General features: G+C 47.9%; 15 protein-coding genes. 12 read left to right on the forward strand and 3 right to left on the reverse strand.

Annotated features, from left to right (window positions below):
* Positions 1 to 2: 2 nt before the first annotated feature.
* Together FKV70_RS01105 and FKV70_RS01110 are read left to right on the forward strand one after the other, a co-directional pair.
* Positions 3 to 872: an aldo/keto reductase gene (locus FKV70_RS01105; protein ID WP_142611560.1), complete on the forward strand. Its 870-nt coding sequence runs from the start codon at positions 3 to 5 to the stop codon at positions 870 to 872.
* A 15-nt stretch (positions 873 to 887) separates the two neighbouring features.
* Positions 888 to 1,424 carry a mismatch-specific DNA-glycosylase gene (locus FKV70_RS01110; RefSeq protein ID WP_142611561.1) on the forward strand — a complete coding sequence of 179 codons (537 nt, stop codon included), beginning with the start codon at positions 888 to 890 and terminating at the stop codon, positions 1,422 to 1,424.
* Positions 1,425 to 1,524: 100 nt separating this feature from the next.
* Here FKV70_RS01110 and ald read toward each other — a convergent pair whose 3' ends face one another.
* Complete coding sequence (ald, locus tag FKV70_RS01115) at positions 1,525 to 2,655, reverse strand: alanine dehydrogenase (protein WP_142611562.1); 1,131 nt, start codon at positions 2,653 to 2,655, stop codon at positions 1,525 to 1,527.
* 289 nt (positions 2,656 to 2,944) lie between these two features.
* Here ald and FKV70_RS01120 point away from each other — a divergent pair, with 289 nt between their 5' ends.
* The 7 genes from FKV70_RS01120 (at position 2,945) to FKV70_RS01150 (ending at position 12,596) form a co-directional block, all read left to right on the forward strand.
* Complete coding sequence (locus FKV70_RS01120; RefSeq protein ID WP_142611563.1) at positions 2,945 to 4,609, forward strand: PucR family transcriptional regulator; 1,665 nt, start codon at positions 2,945 to 2,947, stop codon at positions 4,607 to 4,609.
* Between the two features lie 101 nt (positions 4,610 to 4,710).
* Positions 4,711 to 6,234: a copper amine oxidase N-terminal domain-containing protein gene (locus tag FKV70_RS01125; protein WP_142611564.1), complete on the forward strand. Its 1,524-nt coding sequence runs from the start codon at positions 4,711 to 4,713 to the stop codon at positions 6,232 to 6,234.
* Positions 6,235 to 6,431: 197 nt separating this feature from the next.
* Complete coding sequence (locus tag FKV70_RS01130) at positions 6,432 to 7,742, forward strand: galactokinase (RefSeq protein ID WP_142611565.1); 1,311 nt, start codon at positions 6,432 to 6,434, stop codon at positions 7,740 to 7,742.
* 113 nt (positions 7,743 to 7,855) lie between these two features.
* On the forward strand, positions 7,856 to 8,773 hold the full coding sequence (locus FKV70_RS01135; protein WP_142611566.1) for a PD-(D/E)XK nuclease family protein: 918 nt from the start codon (positions 7,856 to 7,858) through the stop codon (positions 8,771 to 8,773).
* 145 nt (positions 8,774 to 8,918) lie between these two features.
* Entirely contained in the window at positions 8,919 to 9,578 is a 660-nt protein-coding gene (locus tag FKV70_RS01140) for an SGNH/GDSL hydrolase family protein (RefSeq protein ID WP_142611567.1), read from the forward strand.
* A gap of 141 nt (positions 9,579 to 9,719) precedes the next feature.
* Positions 9,720 to 11,063 (forward strand): hemolysin family protein, encoded by a 1,344-nt coding sequence (locus FKV70_RS01145; protein ID WP_142611568.1) that lies wholly within the window; start codon positions 9,720 to 9,722, stop codon positions 11,061 to 11,063.
* Between the two features lie 261 nt (positions 11,064 to 11,324).
* Positions 11,325 to 12,596: a methyl-accepting chemotaxis protein gene (locus tag FKV70_RS01150; protein WP_142611569.1), complete on the forward strand. Its 1,272-nt coding sequence runs from the start codon at positions 11,325 to 11,327 to the stop codon at positions 12,594 to 12,596.
* A gap of 100 nt (positions 12,597 to 12,696) precedes the next feature.
* Here the strand turns inward: FKV70_RS01150 and FKV70_RS01155 are convergent, their stop codons facing one another.
* Positions 12,697 to 12,909 carry a hypothetical protein gene (locus FKV70_RS01155; RefSeq protein ID WP_063212454.1) on the reverse strand — a complete coding sequence of 71 codons (213 nt, stop codon included), beginning with the start codon at positions 12,907 to 12,909 and terminating at the stop codon, positions 12,697 to 12,699.
* 151 nt (positions 12,910 to 13,060) lie between these two features.
* Here FKV70_RS01155 and FKV70_RS01160 point away from each other — a divergent pair, with 151 nt between their 5' ends.
* The gene (locus tag FKV70_RS01160; RefSeq protein WP_063212453.1) at positions 13,061 to 13,843 is read left to right on the forward strand and encodes a YwaF family protein; all 783 of its coding nucleotides are present in this window, start codon (positions 13,061 to 13,063) and stop codon (positions 13,841 to 13,843) included.
* Positions 13,844 to 13,961: 118 nt separating this feature from the next.
* On the opposite strand, the gene FKV70_RS01165 is transcribed toward FKV70_RS01160, so the two are convergent.
* The gene (locus tag FKV70_RS01165) at positions 13,962 to 14,753 is read right to left on the reverse strand and encodes an SDR family oxidoreductase (RefSeq protein WP_142611570.1); all 792 of its coding nucleotides are present in this window, start codon (positions 14,751 to 14,753) and stop codon (positions 13,962 to 13,964) included.
* 203 nt (positions 14,754 to 14,956) lie between these two features.
* Between FKV70_RS01165 and FKV70_RS01170 the strand changes: the two genes are divergently transcribed.
* Both FKV70_RS01170 and FKV70_RS01175 read left to right on the forward strand, forming a co-directional pair.
* The gene (locus FKV70_RS01170) at positions 14,957 to 16,390 is read left to right on the forward strand and encodes an N-acyl-D-glucosamine 2-epimerase (protein ID WP_142611571.1); all 1,434 of its coding nucleotides are present in this window, start codon (positions 14,957 to 14,959) and stop codon (positions 16,388 to 16,390) included.
* An 85-nt stretch (positions 16,391 to 16,475) separates the two neighbouring features.
* Positions 16,476 to 17,147 (forward strand): MgtC/SapB family protein, encoded by a 672-nt coding sequence (locus tag FKV70_RS01175; RefSeq protein WP_142611572.1) that lies wholly within the window; start codon positions 16,476 to 16,478, stop codon positions 17,145 to 17,147.
* Positions 17,148 to 17,241: the final 94 nt, after the last annotated feature.

Raw genomic sequence — 17,241 nt, forward strand, 5'->3', positions numbered from 1 at the left:
ATATGGGTCAAAGTCAACATAAGAAAAATGCGATTACCTGGACGGACGGTCGTGAAGTACCCCTCATCGGACAGGGCACGTGGAATATGGGTGAAAAAGCCTCGCTCCGGCAGGAGGAGGTACGTGCGCTTCAACTTGGCTTCGAGCTGGGGATGACGCTGGTGGACACGGCTGAAATGTACGCGGAAGGCGGCGCAGAAGAGATCGTCGGGGAAGCCATTCGGGGCCGCCGGGACGATGTATATCTCGTCAGCAAAGCTTACCCCCATCATGCGGACCGTCAAGGATTGGCTCAAGCCTGTGAAGCGAGCCTAACCCGGATGGGAACCGAGTATGTGGACATGTACCTGCTGCATTGGCGCGGGAATATTCCACTGGAAGAGACAATACAGGGCATGGAAAAACTGCGTGAGCAGGGCAAAATCCGTAACTGGGGCGTATCCAATCTGGACAAGTTCGATATGGAGGAGTTATGGAGCCTGAGTGGGGGCGAAGCCTGTGCTGTCAACCAAGTGCTGTATCATGCAGCTTCACGAGGTATCGAATATGATCTGCTCCCTTGGAGCCGTACGCATGGGGTACCTGTAATGGCCTATTGCCCGATTGCCCAAGGTGGACGCCTGCGACGGGGGCTGCTGGAGCATCCCGTTATGTTAGACATTGCTGCCAGCCATGGGGTAACACCATCGCAAATTGCACTCGCATGGGTCATACGGGACGGTGATGTGTGGGCAATCCCCAAGGCTGTGCAAGAATCGCATGTACGAGAAAATGCAGCGGCAGCAAACATTCGGCTCACCCCTGAACAACTTGAACAAATAGACGAAGCTTTTCCGTTGCCAACGAGAAAGCAGCCGCTGGATATGGTTTGAGGAAGGAGGGAGCCGATGACAGAGCCAGGGACTGAACTGCACGAGGTAGACGATCATCTCGACTATGGATTATCCGTTGTATTTATCGGCTTTAACCCCAGCTTGAAATCAGGCGAGGTAGGGCATCATTATGCGAATCCACGCAACCGCTTTTGGCGCATATTGGAGGGGGCTGGCTTGACGCCTCGCTTGTACGATCCATCGGAAGATCGAGAGCTGCTAAAGCTAGGCTACGGTTTTACCAACATTGTCTCTCGTCCCACTAGGGGAGTGGAGGACATTACACGAGAGGAATACGCCGAAGGACGTCTGAAGCTGCATGCGAAGCTTATGGAGTACCGCCCGAAGGTCGCTTGCTTTGTCGGCAAAGGCGTGTACACCGAATATAGTAAAAAATCCAAAGCAGATTGGGGATTCCAGCCTGAACCGCTAATCCCTGAAATGCATGAATTCGTGGCACCCTCGTCTAGTGGATTGGTGCGCATGTCGCTGGAAGAAATCACAGATATTTATCGCCGTCTCCAAGCGTTCCTTTCGTCAGAAGCCGTCTAAATGCGATTAAATATGTTAGATGCAGTTAGCATACAAAGAAAGAACCATACACTTCAATCCCTGCGGGAAAAAGTGTGTGGTTCTTTGTGCTGCTTCGATTTTATTGCAAGGCTTTGGCCTGCCATGCCTGTTCCGCAGGAACATAAGGATACCCCAGATCACGGGCGACTGCTTCGTAGGTGATATGTCCATTCAGGACATTGGCACCGCTAAGCAGCGGCTTGCTTCTGCGAAGCGCCTCTTGCACGCCAAGATCCGCAAGTTGGAGAGCATAGGGAAGCGTCGCGTTCGTCAGAGCGAGCGTGGAGGTTTGCGGCACCGCACCGGGCATGTTCGCTACTGCATAGTGAATGACGCCATGTTTTACATAGGTTGGCTGATCGTGTGTCGTGATATGGTCAATCGTCTCGACAATGCCACCTTGGTCAATGGCGACATCGACAATCACTGAGCCGGATTGCATGGTCTGCACCATGGCCTCTGTTACGAGCCGTGGGGCTTTGGCACCGGTGATCAGGACAGCGCCGATCAGCAGATCGCTTTGTGCTACGGCTTCCGCAATGTTAGAGGGGGTCGACACCAGCGTATGAAGCTGATTGCCAAAAATATCGTCCAGCTGGCGCAGTCTTGGCAGGCTCAGATCGATCAGTGTAACATCTGCGCCGAGACCGATGGCGACCTTGGCCGCATTGGTGCCGACCACCCCTCCGCCAATAATAGTCACTTTACCGCGTTTGACCCCCGGCACACCTGCCAGCAGGATGCCTTTCCCCCCTTTTGGTTTTTCCAACAGCTGTGCTCCGATTTGTACAGCCATTCGGCCTGCAACCTCGCTCATGGGTGTAAGCAGCGGCAGGCTTCCTTCAACATCTAGCGTTTCGTAGGAAATGGCAGCTACGCCGTTGTCTGTTAAAGCCCGGGCGAGTGCGGGCTCGGCAGCCAGATGCAGATAGGTGAACAAAATCAAATCTGGTCGAAAATACCCGTATTCAGAGGGGAGCGGTTCTTTTACCTTGATAACCAGATCCGCCTGGGACCACACATCTGCAGCTTGCTGTACAAGGGTAGCCCCTGCAGTGGCATAATCTCCGTCTGTAAAGCCGCTTTCAGCACCTGCATGGCTTTCTACAAATACATGATGTCCGTGTTGAATCATTTGAGCAGCACCCGCAGGTGTCAGAGCAACACGGTTTTCATTGTTCTTAATCTCTTTCGGAATCCCAATTTTCATTTCGTTCACCTCTCCTAAAAAATAATTGTTATCCTACGGCAAATGATTGTTTTTAGGGCAGCTACGCTGCAAAATCAAAAATGGCACTATCATTTGTATGCAGTTTACCGATTAGTTACATGGACTCAAGCCGATAAATGCAATTCATGTTAGATTAGGTACAGTTTACAAGGGAGTAAACTCCTTGGCATCATACATTTTGTCGGATTATCTGACTTAAAGGCTCGACTTTTTGATGAATATATGTCATATAAAATGACATAAAAACATACATATAAGGAGAATGCCGATGAAGGGTAAAAAAACATTTACCATTGCGGATGTGCTGGAACGTCCTGTTTTCCGGCGGGCAAAGTTGGCTGCTGGGGAACAGGGCGTCAATCGCCGTGTGGGCTGGGTTCATGTGTTAGAAATCACCAATGTATCCCCCTTTGTGAGCCGTCATGACCTGATTTTGACGACCGGCCTGTGGCTAACCCGGAAGGGGGAAGAACGCGCCGAGTATATGGAACAACTGATCCGCTCGGAAGCCGCAGGATTATGTGTAGAGCTCGGCACGAGCATCCATGTGATCCCCTCGGAAATACTGGAGTTGGCGGAACGGCATCACTTCCCGGTCATCGTATTTGAGCAGCCGGTGCGTTTTGTTGAAATTACACAAGATATTCACTCCCTACTTATTAACCGACATCATGAACTGTTAAAAGATCTGGAGCGATTTTCACGTCAGCTTCAGCAGGAAACTCTGCGCAGCACCGATATGAACGCCCTCTTGCGTGTGCTTCATGACTATGCTGCCCGGCAGATCATCTACATGTCCTCCATTGATACCAATCGATTCGTGCCCTCCGTCCAGCCGGATGTAGCAGACCATATTGCAGATTTTTACGCCCATGAAGTGGAATCAAGTATGACGGCCGATCGGGAGGGGCACCTGCTGTTTCATCTGAATGAATCCACTGCTGTCTTGTTTCAGCCTGTTGTATGCTTCGGTCAGGTGTTTTCTGCGGTAGGTGTGGTCCTGCATAGTGAAATGCCGACCGAGGAAATATCGCTGCTCATTGATTACACAGCCAAGGCGGCCGCTACATTGGTACTGAGAACACAGTTTCTTGAAGACCGATTGCTACGTAATCAAAATGAACTGATTCAGGATGTGTTGAACGGCCAGCTTCCGAGTGAAGAACAGGCCCAGACCCGGATGGGACTGCGATTGTTAACGAAGGGACGGTATTTATTTTGGGCAGGGATCATTGAGGTAGAGCATCAGGACAAGGACGCCAGTCAGGTGCGCAAGGAATCCATCAATCAGGATGTATTAGTGCTGCTTCGTTCTCTGCTGAAAAAAGAAACGTTGCACAATCTGTTAATGATGAAGGGAAGTCAATGCTACATCCTTTGTGCCAAGGAGGAATTAACGCTGCGTTCCGCAGCACAGATGAAAAAGGTGCTGGCCCATACGGTCCAATATATTCAGAACTATGCCGCAGGACAGCTTGACAAGGTGCGCATTCATGCAGGTTTTGGCAAGATGAGACATCGCATGACAGGGATGGACCGTAGTTTTGAAGAGGCCTATCAGGTCATTGAAGTCGCGCGAAGCGTCCCGGTGATGAAGGATCAGCTATTTTACGACACCATCGGAATCTATCAATTGTTGAAAGCAGTGCCTCGTATTCCTTTTCTACAAGAATTTGTACAAGACCATTTGGGGGAGTTGATTGCACATGATCGTGAGCACCATATGCAGCTTCTGGATACGCTGGATGCCTACTTTCAATGCCATGGCTCCAAGCGTGATACTGCCGGAATTCTGTATATTCATAGGCAGACCCTCTATAATCGGCTGGATAAAATCAACGAAATTGTAGAAGGAAATTTGACAGACCCTGATAAGCGCCGTTGCCTGGAGATGGCACTTCTGGCTTACCGGATGCTTCAGGCTGAAAATTGATCCTAAATGACTAGCTCTATTTTCCATTCTACTCATTTACAATGCGTATTAACACTGAGATAATAGAAGAGATCAGGGAAATATTTTGAAAGGGGATTAATATGAATATAAAAAAATGGATTGCCGTCCCTCTTATTCTGTTAATGGTAGCTTTGACAGGTTGCCAGGCAGTAGGGGGATTTGATGTAAGTAAAAATTTATTGGGAACACTTGATGTGAAATCCCAGCAAACAACGGAGAAGATTTCACTTAAATTAACTCCAAGAGAAGGAATCACACAAGGAGATCAGGAAATCATAAATTTGCTTAATTCGATTTCGGTGACTGTAGATGAAGCCAAGGTACAGTCGGAGGAAATTGTTTCTGCCAAGGGTACATTGCACATTGATAAGTATAATCTGCCATTTGAGCTTGCTTTGGATCGCCAAGGTATCGCTATTCAATTGGAAGGTGCTAAAAAACCTTATTACATATCTTTAAACTCGCAAGAGCGTTTGAGCGGTCTGCCTGCTGGGTTTGATCCGTATGTATATTCCAAAGATGTGAGAGCTCTGACCAAAACAGCGGCTGCACTTATGCTCAAGCATGCTCCTAATCCTTCGACCATTTCTGCAACGTCTGTAACTGAAGAAGTGTACGGTGAAAAAGACAAGGTGAAACTGACCCATCTCCATGCAGAACTGCGCGGTGATGAACTGGTTGCATTGGTAAAACCGTTCCTGACGAATCTGGCCAAGGACGAGGCAGGCTTGAAAGAACTGATCAGTCAAGCCATTGATGTGACTAAAACGATCACTTCCGGTATGGCTATTGAGGGTAGTGATAAAGTAACAACGGAACTGAATGAAAACAAAGAAAAACTGGTCAACGAAGCTTACACCGAGGTTAAAAAGTATTTGGATCTGGCTGTGGCGCAGTATGATGCAGGAGTTAGCACCATGTATGCACAGGCACCTGAAATCAAAACAGTTCTGAGTGCAAACACGGTGCTGAAAAGCGACATGTATTTTGATGAAAAAGGAAATGTTCGCAAAGCGCTGTCAGACCTGACAGTTGCATTGCCAGACATCGACGGTCTTCCAGTGAAATCCTTTACCGTTCTGACCGAGACTCAAGCCTGGAACGTCAACGGTAGTGTAACGGCCGATAAAGTAGATATTTCTAACGGTGTGATTGACTTGAATAACCAAGCTGAATTAACACCAGGAGCAACACTGCGTAACTTTGAAACAAATTCCCCGATCTACAATATTTTAAAAAATGATTTGGAAATTACAAAAGTAGAAACCACTTTCGATCCTAAAGACGATTACTATGTCTTGGAGAATCGTAAAGGTACGGCTTTCATCCCATTGCGTGAACTGACAGGCGAACTAAGCGCAGAATTAAAATGGGATGCAGCTGCCAAACAAACAACAGTAATTGATGATATTACGGGTAAAACGATTAAGCTGAAAAGTGGCTCCAAGCAGGCTGTATTGGAAGGAAGCACATTGACGTTGCCACAAGCTCCATATACGGATGAATATGGCACATTGTATGTTCCTTTCAAATCTGTTGCTGAGGCGCTTGGCGCCACTGTAACTCGTAACAGTGCTGGAGAATATGTACTGAAACGCGATTAAAAAGAAATTAAGCACATCTTGGAACCGGCCCCGATTAGGGGCTGGTTCTTTTTTAGTTATATTGGTAAAATGCTCAGTAAAGCGATTAAAATAAGCGCTTACAGATTGAAATTGTGCCATACTTTTACGTAGGGAAAATTGAGATAATTAAAGCATCATTCTGAGTGGAAGCACACATACAAGTAGGGGGATATACGATGAAAGATATGGAGCTATTGAATTCAAGCGAGGGACAGATTGTTCTCGCACGGATGTACGGCCAGCAACAAATTTCCGAGCAAACCTCTCGATATCAATCACTTATACAGGCGTATCAGGAGTATTTTGGTGTAGGGGATATTGAATTGTTTAGTGCTCCGGGACGCTGCGAAATTGGAGGGAATCATACAGATCACAACCATGGAAAGGTGCTGGCCGGCAGTATCACACTTGATACGATCGCTGTGGCTGCTAAAGTAGAGGAATCCGTTATAACATTCTTTTCTGAAGGCTACCAAACGAAATACGTCATTGATTTAAACGACTTGTCGCCAAAACCGGAGGATGACGGTACGATGTTGCTGGTCCGTGGCATTGCGGCAGGTTTGCTTGAATTCGGGTATCGCATCGGAGGCTTTCAAGCTTATATATCAAGTAATGTATTCTCTGCTTCAGGTTTAAGCTCTTCCGCTTCGTTTGAAATGCTGATATGCACGATATTAAATCATTTTTATAACGAGGGCGCGTTAGACACTGTTGCTACATCCAAAATTGGTCAGTATGCGGAGAATGTCTATTGGAACAAGCCTTCAGGGCTGCTCGATCAGATGGCTTGCGCATATGGCGGCTTGATTTCCATTGATTTTGAAAATCCCAAGGAACCCATCATCAAACCAGTCCATTGGAATTTTGAGCAAAACGGATATTCCCTGGTTATTGTAAATACAGGTGGAAATCACGCTGATTTAACAGATGATTACGCAGCGGTGCCGAACGAAATGCGTGCTGTGGCTCAGTCTTTAGGCGCTTCTGTTTGCCGTGACTTATCGCCTGAGGATCTGTATGCCAATCTCAAGATGGTTAGGGAAAAAGCTGGGGATCGGGCAGTACTTCGTGCTTTGCATTTTTTTGAAGAAAATAAGCGTGTGGATGAGCAGGTGAAATCGCTGGAGGAAGGGCGCTTTTCTGATTTTTTAAAACTCGTCACGGAATCCGGTAATTCTTCATGGAAATGGTTACAGAACGTATATAGAAGTAGGATTGATCGGGAACAAGATGTATCGGTTGCACTGGCCCTAACGGAAATGTATTTAAAATCAATTGACGACAGCGCATGCAGAGTACATGGTGGTGGCTTTGCCGGTGTGATCTTGACGATTCTTCCAAATGATCATGTGGATGATTACAAGGCGTGGATCAGCGGAATGTTGGGAACTCCGGTACTTGTAGTCAACGTCCGTGAGGATGGCGCTGTTAATGTAAGTGAATTGATCCATGCTGAACGGACTCGTAGCGGGTGTACTAACTAGTCAGTCGGAGACTTTAACCTATGGGTTAAAGTCTTTTGTCGTTTTTATAGCCGATACAGCTTAGGGATGCGTTATAATAGAGGGATGGAAGTTCTAATGAAGGAGGGCCTGTCATGGCAATATATCCGTCCTGGTCCTATTCACAGTCGAGGGCCCAGACGTTCGATGAGTGCTTACGCAAATACTATTATCATTATTACGGCTCACATAATGGCTGGAATTCGGCACAGGGCACTGAAGAGCAAGTGACCTTGTATCGGCTTAAGCAACTGAGCAACTTATATATTTTATTCGGAAATATTACGCATCAAATGTGTGAATCGGTCATACGAGGGTGGATGGAAAAAGGGACGATCCCGCGCACCGCATTTCTGGAGACAGCTATGAAGAACATGCTGAATGACAGCTACAAGGAATCATTGCACCGTGAGCTATGGCTTCAAGATCCCAAAAATCGCGTCATGCTGGCAGAGATTTATTACGGAGACGAGGTGCTTCCGGAACGAATTGCCCAGATTAAGGAGCGTCAGCATGCAGTGGTGCACAATTTGTACCGTACCGCGGTTTGGCGTGAGCTGCAACAGGGGCAGGCTCGAATCGTTGAGGTGGAAAAATGGGATACGATGCTCCTACACGAGACAAAAGTATATGTCAAAATGGATTTGCTCTATCGCAGAGACAACGGAGATATGGTAATTGTAGATTGGAAAACAGGTAAAGAAGGCGACTTCTCCGACCAGTTATTTTTGTATGCTTCCTATGTGCAGGAGCACTATCAGCTTCCATTGGAGAAGATTGAGGTGCGCGTGGAGTACCTGATGACAGGAGAGCATGAAGTATATCGCCCCACACCAGAGGAGATCGACAAGGTAGTTGGCAATGTAGGCCGTTACATCAAGGAAATGAAATCCTGTCTTGATGACGATTACTATAATCGCCCCAAGCCTGAGTCTTTCTTTACGCCCATGCCTTCACGCAGAGTATGCGGAGGCTGTAATTTTCGCGAGGTGTGTAAGTACCGAGCAGTGTGAAAATGAATGGGATTTTTCCTAGAAGTTGCGGAATGAGCGATGGCGATCGCCTTTGCTCCTAGATTTTCTGAAACCGCTTTCCAATTTGGAGAATACGGGGTATGATAAGGGTATTATTGGAAATTGCGAAGGGGGACCATGGAAAATGTCGAGTACAGGACACACACGTATTCTTTTTCAAGGAGATTCCATTACAGATGGGGGAAGGGGACGGAATGAGGACGCCAACCATTGGCTGGGGCAGAGCTATGTGTATCTGATCGCTGGTGCACTTGGGAGTCGCTTGACTGCAACGCAGCCTGAATTTGTGAATCGGGGAGTTTCAGGGGATCGGGCTTCGGATTTGTATGCACGTTGGAATGAAGACACGTTCAGTCTACAGCCGGACTTGCTCAGTATTCTGATCGGAGTGAACGATGCCTGGCGGATCGTGGAGCAGGAGCCATCCGGGGTGACGGACCGATTTGAACGATCCTATAGCCACCTGCTGGAGGAAACGTGTGAAGTGATGCCAGAGATCGGACTGGTGTTATGTGAGCCGTTTATTTTGAAAACAGGAGCTACTGAGGCGCGCTGGGATATTTGGCAAGAAAAAATAACGGGATACCAGCGTATTGTACGTCAACTTGCCGACCAATATGGGGCCGTATTTGTGCCGCTCCAAAGCATGTTGAACGAAGCCGCTACGAAAGCGGACGCTTCCTATTGGCTGCATGACGGGGTTCATCCGACAGCGGTTGGGCACCAGCTCATAGCTGATCAATGGATAGATATCGTGCAAAAGAGTCCGCTGGCGATTCGTTAACAAAGTCCTACATAGTCTATTCCTTATCATTTTTGGGTAATACACGATTATGGGCATCATTATTCATACGATGATTCCATCCAAAAATGAATGTCAAAGGGGGTGCTTCTTGCTTCGTCATCAACGGGGCAAGAGGGGGCTATGGAAACGATAAATATCATTCTGGTTATTTTACTTATCACCTTAACTGCTTTTTTTGTGGCCTCGGAGTATTCCATTATCCGTGTACGGGTATCCCGTATCAATCAATTGGCCTCAGAGGGCAATAAAAACGCGAAAGCCGTTAAAAATATTCTATCTCGGCTCGATGAGTACTTATCCGCTTGTCAGCTTGGTACAACACTAACTTCAATGGCGCTGGGCTGGTTAGGGGAATCTACAGTTGAGAAGCTGCTGCATCCCCTGTTTGTGTTGGCACATATTCCGGCCGGATTAACGGGGGTACTCTCCTTTTTGCTGGCTTTTTTGATTTTGACCTATTTTGAAGTGGTCGTTGGGGAACTGGTGCCCAAAACATTTGCCATCCAAATTGCCGAACCGATGGCATTGTTTTTTGCCCGTCCCATTACAGTGTTCTATAAAATAACGTATCCCCTGAACTGGGTGCTCAGTCGCTCTTCACGTGTCATTACGGGTCTCTTTGGGCTGAAAAAGGTATCTGAAGAAGATGCGGCACTCAGTGAAGCTGAGCTTCGTCTGGCGTTATCTGAAGGCTATCGTAGTGGTGAAATTACGCCGACAGAATATCGATATCTGAACAATGTATTTGATTTTGACGACCGTGCAGCCCAGGAAATTATGGTACCACGCATCCACATTCGTTCCATTTCTCACCAGGCAACGGTAGCCGAGTTTATGGAGCTGATCGAGGACAAGGTCTATAATTTTCTACCTGTAGCTGAACATGGGGACCGGGATCGTATTATCGGGATGATTCGCGTAAAGGAAGCTCTGCATGATTTGGCCCGTGGACATAGCACAGGGAACACGACGATGGCATCTTACATTCATCCGGTGCTTCAGGTGATCGAGACGGTTCAGGCTCGGGATTTGCTAATTCAGATGCAAAAACGACGTATTCCAGTAGCGGTGCTGGTGGATGAATATGGTGGTACGTCTGGGCTTGTCACCCTGGAGGACATTATGGAGGAGATTGTGGGAGACATTCCTTCTTATACGGATACCGAAATCCCTACAGCGCTAACACCACTCATTACCAAAAAAGATGATCATCGTTACATACTCAAATCACAGGCGCTTATTCATGAAGTCAATCGGCGCTTGGAGACGGATATTGAGGTCGGGGACGTATATACGATTGGCGGTTGGATGCTTTCAGAACGTTTTGATATCCAGCAAGGAGACAAGCTGACCAGCGGATTATGGGAGTTTACTGTACTGGAAAAAAACAGTCATCAAATAGACACAATTGAAGCGGTTAAAAAGGCGATTGTTAAGCAGGAAGACAACAATTATTCTCAATAATGGAAAATGGCATTGCGGAGTAATAGAGCGTTTTAGATGTGGTGAATAGCCTGCAACGTAAGCTGCAGCGCGATTCGTCCGCTTTTTTGGCGCAAATTTCTGTCTGAATAACATATTGTTTTTGTAGTTAGGTCAGGGGACTTAGAGATCTGCATCTTTATGCTTATAAATATAGGTGTCTGTGAAAAATACTACTAGAAATGTAGCAATTTTATGGTAAAATGGAATCAAATTTGAGTTTTTTGAGGTGGGCTACAGTACATGAAGATGTCACTAGGTACGAAAATGGTTACTGCATTTGTCTCGATTTCAGCAATAACCTATGGAACAAGCGCTTTTTTTATTTTTGTACTCAAGGACTGGCTTGCTCAAGGTACACAGGAATGGGTGTATACTTCGATCATTTTGTTATTGGGCGTCCTGTGGAGTGGCATTTTGGGCTGGTTGATCTCAAAATTACTTACACGGCCAATTGTTAGATTGGCTAAGGCGGCAGAGGAAGCTTCGGCAGGCAACCTGTCTGTCGTCATTCCAGAGCGTCGTTCTGATGATGAAATCAAAGTGTTGTACGATGCATTTCGGCATCTGATGCTGAACATTAAAGATATGTTCAATGAGATCTCGTATAGCACCAGAACAACTTCGCAAAGTGCGGAAAATCTGAGCTTGGCTATTGTGCAAGCTACGGCGCAAATCGAGTCCATGTCTACGGTGGTAGAGGATATTCTGGATGGCGTGGAGCAGCAAAAACAAGCATCTGCCCAATCTATTAAAACAGCGGATCGAATGCTGGGCGATTTTAAATTGATGCGCAACAAATCGGGGCATATGCTGGAACTGTCAGGCCACATGGAGCATTCCGTGGATTCGACACAGACTGTGTTTTCATCCCTGATGGATGGAATGGGTGATCTGACAGCTTCACATAGCCGTTCACAGCAGGTGATTGCACGACTGGAACAAGAAGCTTCTCAAATTGAAGCGATTACAAGCACTGTGAAGGATATTGCCGAACAGACCCATCTGTTGGCGCTGAACGCTTCCATAGAAGCAGCGCGTGCGGGAGAAGAAGGGAACGGCTTTGCTGTAGTGGCGCACCAAATCCGCGCACTTGCCGCCCAAAGTACGGAATCTGTACAGCAAATTAATGCCATCGTTAGCCGTGTACAGTCGCAAATCGTTGAGACCGTGGAGTTGATGCATCAGCAAACGTCCTTGGTCAGTGCTGAGGCGGAACGGACAAGCTCTGTGGATCAGACGCTGAACCGTTTGAACGCCATTGTACGTGAATTTGTCGAAAGCATCCGTACCATGGAAGAAGCCGTAACAGAGCAAACGAACCGGGTGGATCAAACCTTTGAGCAGATTCATCGTATTCAACAAATGTCAGGGGCGTTCTCTGAGGGGGCTCACAAAATTTATAAGGCTGCTCATGAGGAGACGGCAATTATGCAGGAAATCTCATCTTCTTCCGAGGATTTGAAAGTGCTTACCAATAAACTTATGCTGAAAACACGCGGAATGCAGCTGTAACTATAACCGTCATGTGAGATATAATGCATACCAATAGAACAACTAAACTTAGCCGCTGTACACCGGAAAACGAAAAAAATCGTTCTCCAGTGTACGGTGGCTATTTTTTAATTTCAAAAAACTCACATTGTTTTCTGGAATGGTAGGCCAGATCACTGACGCTGGACTGCACAACGATGGTCTGATCGTCAAAACGGATAATAATCCCGCCCGAGCCAATCAATTGGTCATCTTGGAATACCCGGACACGAAGATGACGCTCTAGTGCTTCGCTGAAATCCTGATCTGTAATTAATCGGCGATTAATAGGCATGAGGGCTCTCCTTTGAATATGATATCTTTTATCATAAAGCTTAAGGTATGGAACAAGCAAGAAAGAGGGCTAGAATATATTCGACTGTTTGGTATAAAATGGAGGATATAAGATATGAAGAAAAAAAGAGATCGATCGAAAGGGGCTTCCTATGGACTGGCTAGGGTCAGGGTCTTGGGTGGATGCGTACGCGCCGGAAGGGTTCGAGGCTTTTACTCCGTCGCATGGGTTGGCTGTACTGGGGCTTATTGTATGCGTTTTGCTGCTGTGGCTGACGCGGGGATGGATTGGATCGCATAAGCCTGTAAGTGAGGGAATTCGCTGGCTACTAATTACGATCCTCATACTTGCAGAGGTGACATTGAATATATGGTATGTGGCGCAGCATATTTGGGATGTTCAGACCTCATTGCCCTTGGAGCTGTGCAGTGTGACACTGCTGTTGTCTATCCTCATGCTTATTTTCCGCAGCCGCTGGTTATATCCGATAATCCTATTTGCCGGAATTGGAGGAGCGCTTCAAGCAGTACTCACGCCTAATTTGGCTTATGCATTTCCGCACTATCGTTTTATCCATTTTTTCGTAGCTCATAGTGCTATTATTTTGGCCGCCCTATATATGACCTGGATCGCTGGATTCCGACCGACGTGGAAGAGTGTAGGGGGAGTTATGCTATTTCTCAATGGCTTGGCGTTGATGGTGTGGATTGTAGATCGTGCTCTCGGTGCCAACTATATGTTTCTGACCGGAAAGCCATCGACACCGTCGATACTGGATGTTTTGGGGCCATACCCTATTTATATTTTGGCAGAAGAGGTCATTGCACTGTTATTCTTTTCTCTTCTGATGCTGTTGTTTGAGGTGCTGCCAGGAGGCAGGCTGTATGTCCGTCTTCGCAAAGGAGCTGTGTATGGTGATGACGGAGTGCTATAGAAGCATGGTAAAGCCATGCACACGTCATGCACAAAGCAGCCTTTTCCACTAGTAATAACTAGAGATAAGGCTGCTGGGAATGTCTAAACTTGCCTGGGTACAACGTTCTCCTTTAAGCTTAACGCAACAGGGATTCCGCTCCGTCTACATAGATTTCCGTACCTGTTACATGTGACGACTCGTCTGAGGCGAGGAACAAGACCAGATTGGCCACCTGCTCTGGCTCACCAGGAGCGTCTTCCAGTGGGTGCTGTCCGCCCTTCGGAAATTCGACAGGAATTTGTACCTTTTTCAAGTCTTCGGTAGGGTACGTGTTATCATCAATTTTCGTATCGATCGCTCCCGGACATATCGCGTTGACCCGAATTTTGTAACGGGCCAGCTCCAACGCTGCCATTTTCATAAAAGCAACCTGAGCTGCCTTGGTGGAGGCGTAGGCTGAGAATCCAATACCCGAAAAGGTTCGATTACCGTTGATCGAGCTGGTAATGATAATGCTGCCGCCGCGTTCTTTCAGGTATGGAACGGCATATTTAACGGTAGCGAAGGTGCCGCGTAGATTAATGTTCATCGTGCGGTCCCATTCCTCCAGCTCCATAGTCTCAATAGGGGCCATCGTGCCATTAATACCTGCGTTGGCGAACACGATATCCAGCTTTCCGTAGGTTTCCGCGACTTTAGCGAACCCCTGCTGAATCATGTCTGGCTTGGAAATATCACACTCCAGCACTAGTGCTTCACCGCCAGCCTGTTCAATGATTGCTTTGGTCTCCTCCGCATGCTCGGGTGTCCGATCCAGCATGACCACTTTGGCGCCTTGTTCTGCAAAACGAATAGCGGTTGCTTTACCGATTCCTGAACCTCCACCACTGACCACTGCTATCTTTCCTTGCAATCTCTGCTCTGCCATTGACTATTCCTCCCATTCCGTTCATAAGCTAAACCTGACTCGTTATTCCAATACCTCTGAACGCTATTGGTGAAACAGTAGTAGCTGTATTTCACCCCATTTGCGAAATATGGTAACATAGGCGAACCAGTACGAACATATAGCCCTAACCTATAGATCTGAGCAAATATTGGAGAAAAGGTGAGTGACGGAGGTGGATCGAATTGGACAATAAGCGAGATGACCGATCCGAATCGACAGGCGCTATAGCACAAATTGGAAAAATGAAACCGTGGGTCTTAAACGGTCCCAGTATTCAAATTGATCCGTTATTTCCCTATTATGCCAACCGGTCGCGGGATAGCATAGCGGATGAGATCGCCCTTGCGGGCTACCAGACCGTGCATTATTTTGTTGTGCGTGAAAATGAAGTGGATGGAGCGCTTGTGGCTGCTTTTCAGCGCAGAGGCATCGCGGTGTGGGCGATGGTGCTGGGCAATGGTGCTTTTGGCGTGTCCCAGCTGCCGCCAGCGTGGAAGGAATGGCGCATGGAACTGTTGCGTGAGCCGAATGACGGCTTTCAGCGGCTTTCCCATTTTGCACAGGAGTATGTGGAATGGAAAAAGAAGGCCGCTGCCCGGCTCGTCACCGATATTCCATTTGACGGATTTGAGGTGGCGGAGCCATATTTCCCCGAATGGAACGGGCTGCGCAGTGGAGTGTACGGGGATATTGGGCCACATGCGCAGCGTGCCTTCCGCGCGCGCTACGGTGAGGACATTCCGAATTTCCGCGATAAGCATGCGCGGAATTACTACCGGAAGGTCCCGAAGCTGTACGCGCAGTGGATCGATCTGCGCGTGGAGGCTGTGAACGGGCTTATCCGTGAACTGGTGAACGGCGCGGGCGGTGTGCGTGATGTCCGGCCAGACATCTGCGTGGCGACATGGTCGCTTGCTGTGAGCGGGCGTGGTGATATTCCCGGTCAGCTGCGGGAATGGCAGGGTCTGGATGCGGTAGCCATGATCGGTTGCGTAGCCCCGGATATGCACATACTCCAGACCCATTGGCCGGACTGGATGCGCCGCCGCCTGCCGCCACAGTATATTCGCGGCTACGCTGGCATCGCGCAGTCCATACGCGCCGTTTATCCCGACCTGCCCCTCGGGGTGCAGGCGGATATCGGTTCACTCGCGCGGATGGTGCGGGACCGCGAGTGGACACGGCAGTTTGGAGCTGCCGCCCTGGAGGGCGACTACAACGCCTGGACTGCCTATGAGTACCATCTGGGAGGCTACATGTACGATGAACCTCCCGTGCCTCTTAAGGCAGAACGTTCAGCCGATGACGAAGTGGTTATTTCTTTTAGCAAGCGGATTGCAGCCCCGTCTGTGGATGAACTGCGTATTTGGAGTCGGGAGGACAACGCGAATTCAACTCGCGGTTTGAACCACAAGCTAAGGAGTGATTCACTAACACGGCTAGAGCTTGTGGATGCAGCAGCAGACGGAAACCGTCTATGGCTGCGTGTACGTAATCTGCCAACAAGGGCGTTTAGCTTGCGTCTGGATGGTGTGCAGGATACACCGGAGCTGTGGCTGCTTAAGGGCAGAAAGGCACATCGCAATCTTCCCGAGCATGAAGTGAAGGTTCCTTAAAGGGTTTGGGTAATAACTAAATAACGGCTGGATAAAGGCTCATTTGCCTAAGTATAAACATAAACAATAGTGGAGTGAAAAAAGTATGTGGGATTGGGATTACCTGATTCGGGTCATGTTTGCCGGGTTGTGCGGCGCGTTAATCGGTTATGAACGCAAAAGCCGGATGAAGGAGGCCGGCATACGCACGCATTTCATTGTCGGGATCGGGGCATCGCTTATGATGGTGGTATCCAAATATGGTTTTCAGGATCAAACGGTTTGGTCTAACCTGTCGCTGGACCCTTCCAGAATAGCAGCGCAGGTCATAAGTGGAGTTGGCTTTATCGGCGCAGGAATGATTTTCACACAAAAAAATAGAATCAAAGGGCTTACCACCGCTGCGGGCATCTGGACTACCGCCGGGATTGGGATTGCTGTCGGTGCAGGAATGTATGGGCTTGGCGCGGGTGTAACGCTGTTTATTTTAGCGGCTCAGTCCTTGCTCCATAGTCGTTTTTATCAAATGGCTACCCCTTCTACACGGCAAGTAGTTGTGCAGGTTGATAATGAGCCGGGCGCACTAACTCGAATCAAAGAACTGCTAGAAAACAAGAAGCTGACCATTCACAGCTTTCACGCAGAGCGCATCAATAACGGTGAGCAATTGGTTATTCATATGCTGCTAAAGCTGTCACGGTCAGAGGGAGTGGAGGAATTGTTGTCACTGCTGCAAGAGATGGAAGGTATTCGTTCAGTCGAAACCAAATCCAATTAGACGACTTTACTGCGCGTCTGGTAATTTTTGTCGAATGCTGACAGCCCATGTAACAGTAAAAAACTCTAAAAATAATGATTGAAAACGCTTCCTT

This window comes from Paenibacillus ottowii, from assembly GCF_006874425.1.
Lineage (GTDB): Bacteria > Bacillota > Bacilli > Paenibacillales > Paenibacillaceae > Paenibacillus > Paenibacillus ottowii.

What these genes read in the sequence shown, in the direction of transcription:
- FKV70_RS01105 (WP_142611560.1), top strand. Translation starts at nt 3, where the DNA reads ATGGGTCAAAGTCAACATAAGAAAAATGCGATTACCTGGACGGACGGT.
- FKV70_RS01110 (WP_142611561.1), top strand. Translation starts at nt 888, where the DNA reads ATGACAGAGCCAGGGACTGAACTGCACGAGGTAGACGATCATCTCGAC.
- ald (WP_142611562.1), bottom strand. Translation starts at nt 2,655, where the DNA reads ATGAAAATTGGGATTCCGAAAGAGATTAAGAACAATGAAAACCGTGTT.
- FKV70_RS01120 (WP_142611563.1), top strand. Translation starts at nt 2,945, where the DNA reads ATGAAGGGTAAAAAAACATTTACCATTGCGGATGTGCTGGAACGTCCT.
- FKV70_RS01125 (WP_142611564.1), top strand. Translation starts at nt 4,711, where the DNA reads ATGAATATAAAAAAATGGATTGCCGTCCCTCTTATTCTGTTAATGGTA.
- FKV70_RS01130 (WP_142611565.1), top strand. Translation starts at nt 6,432, where the DNA reads ATGAAAGATATGGAGCTATTGAATTCAAGCGAGGGACAGATTGTTCTC.
- FKV70_RS01135 (WP_142611566.1), top strand. Translation starts at nt 7,856, where the DNA reads ATGGCAATATATCCGTCCTGGTCCTATTCACAGTCGAGGGCCCAGACG.
- FKV70_RS01140 (WP_142611567.1), top strand. Translation starts at nt 8,919, where the DNA reads ATGTCGAGTACAGGACACACACGTATTCTTTTTCAAGGAGATTCCATT.
- FKV70_RS01145 (WP_142611568.1), top strand. Translation starts at nt 9,720, where the DNA reads ATGGAAACGATAAATATCATTCTGGTTATTTTACTTATCACCTTAACT.
- FKV70_RS01150 (WP_142611569.1), top strand. Translation starts at nt 11,325, where the DNA reads ATGAAGATGTCACTAGGTACGAAAATGGTTACTGCATTTGTCTCGATT.
- FKV70_RS01155 (WP_063212454.1), bottom strand. Translation starts at nt 12,909, where the DNA reads ATGCCTATTAATCGCCGATTAATTACAGATCAGGATTTCAGCGAAGCA.
- FKV70_RS01160 (WP_063212453.1), top strand. Translation starts at nt 13,061, where the DNA reads ATGGACTGGCTAGGGTCAGGGTCTTGGGTGGATGCGTACGCGCCGGAA.
- FKV70_RS01165 (WP_142611570.1), bottom strand. Translation starts at nt 14,753, where the DNA reads ATGGCAGAGCAGAGATTGCAAGGAAAGATAGCAGTGGTCAGTGGTGGA.
- FKV70_RS01175 (WP_142611572.1), top strand. Translation starts at nt 16,476, where the DNA reads ATGTGGGATTGGGATTACCTGATTCGGGTCATGTTTGCCGGGTTGTGC.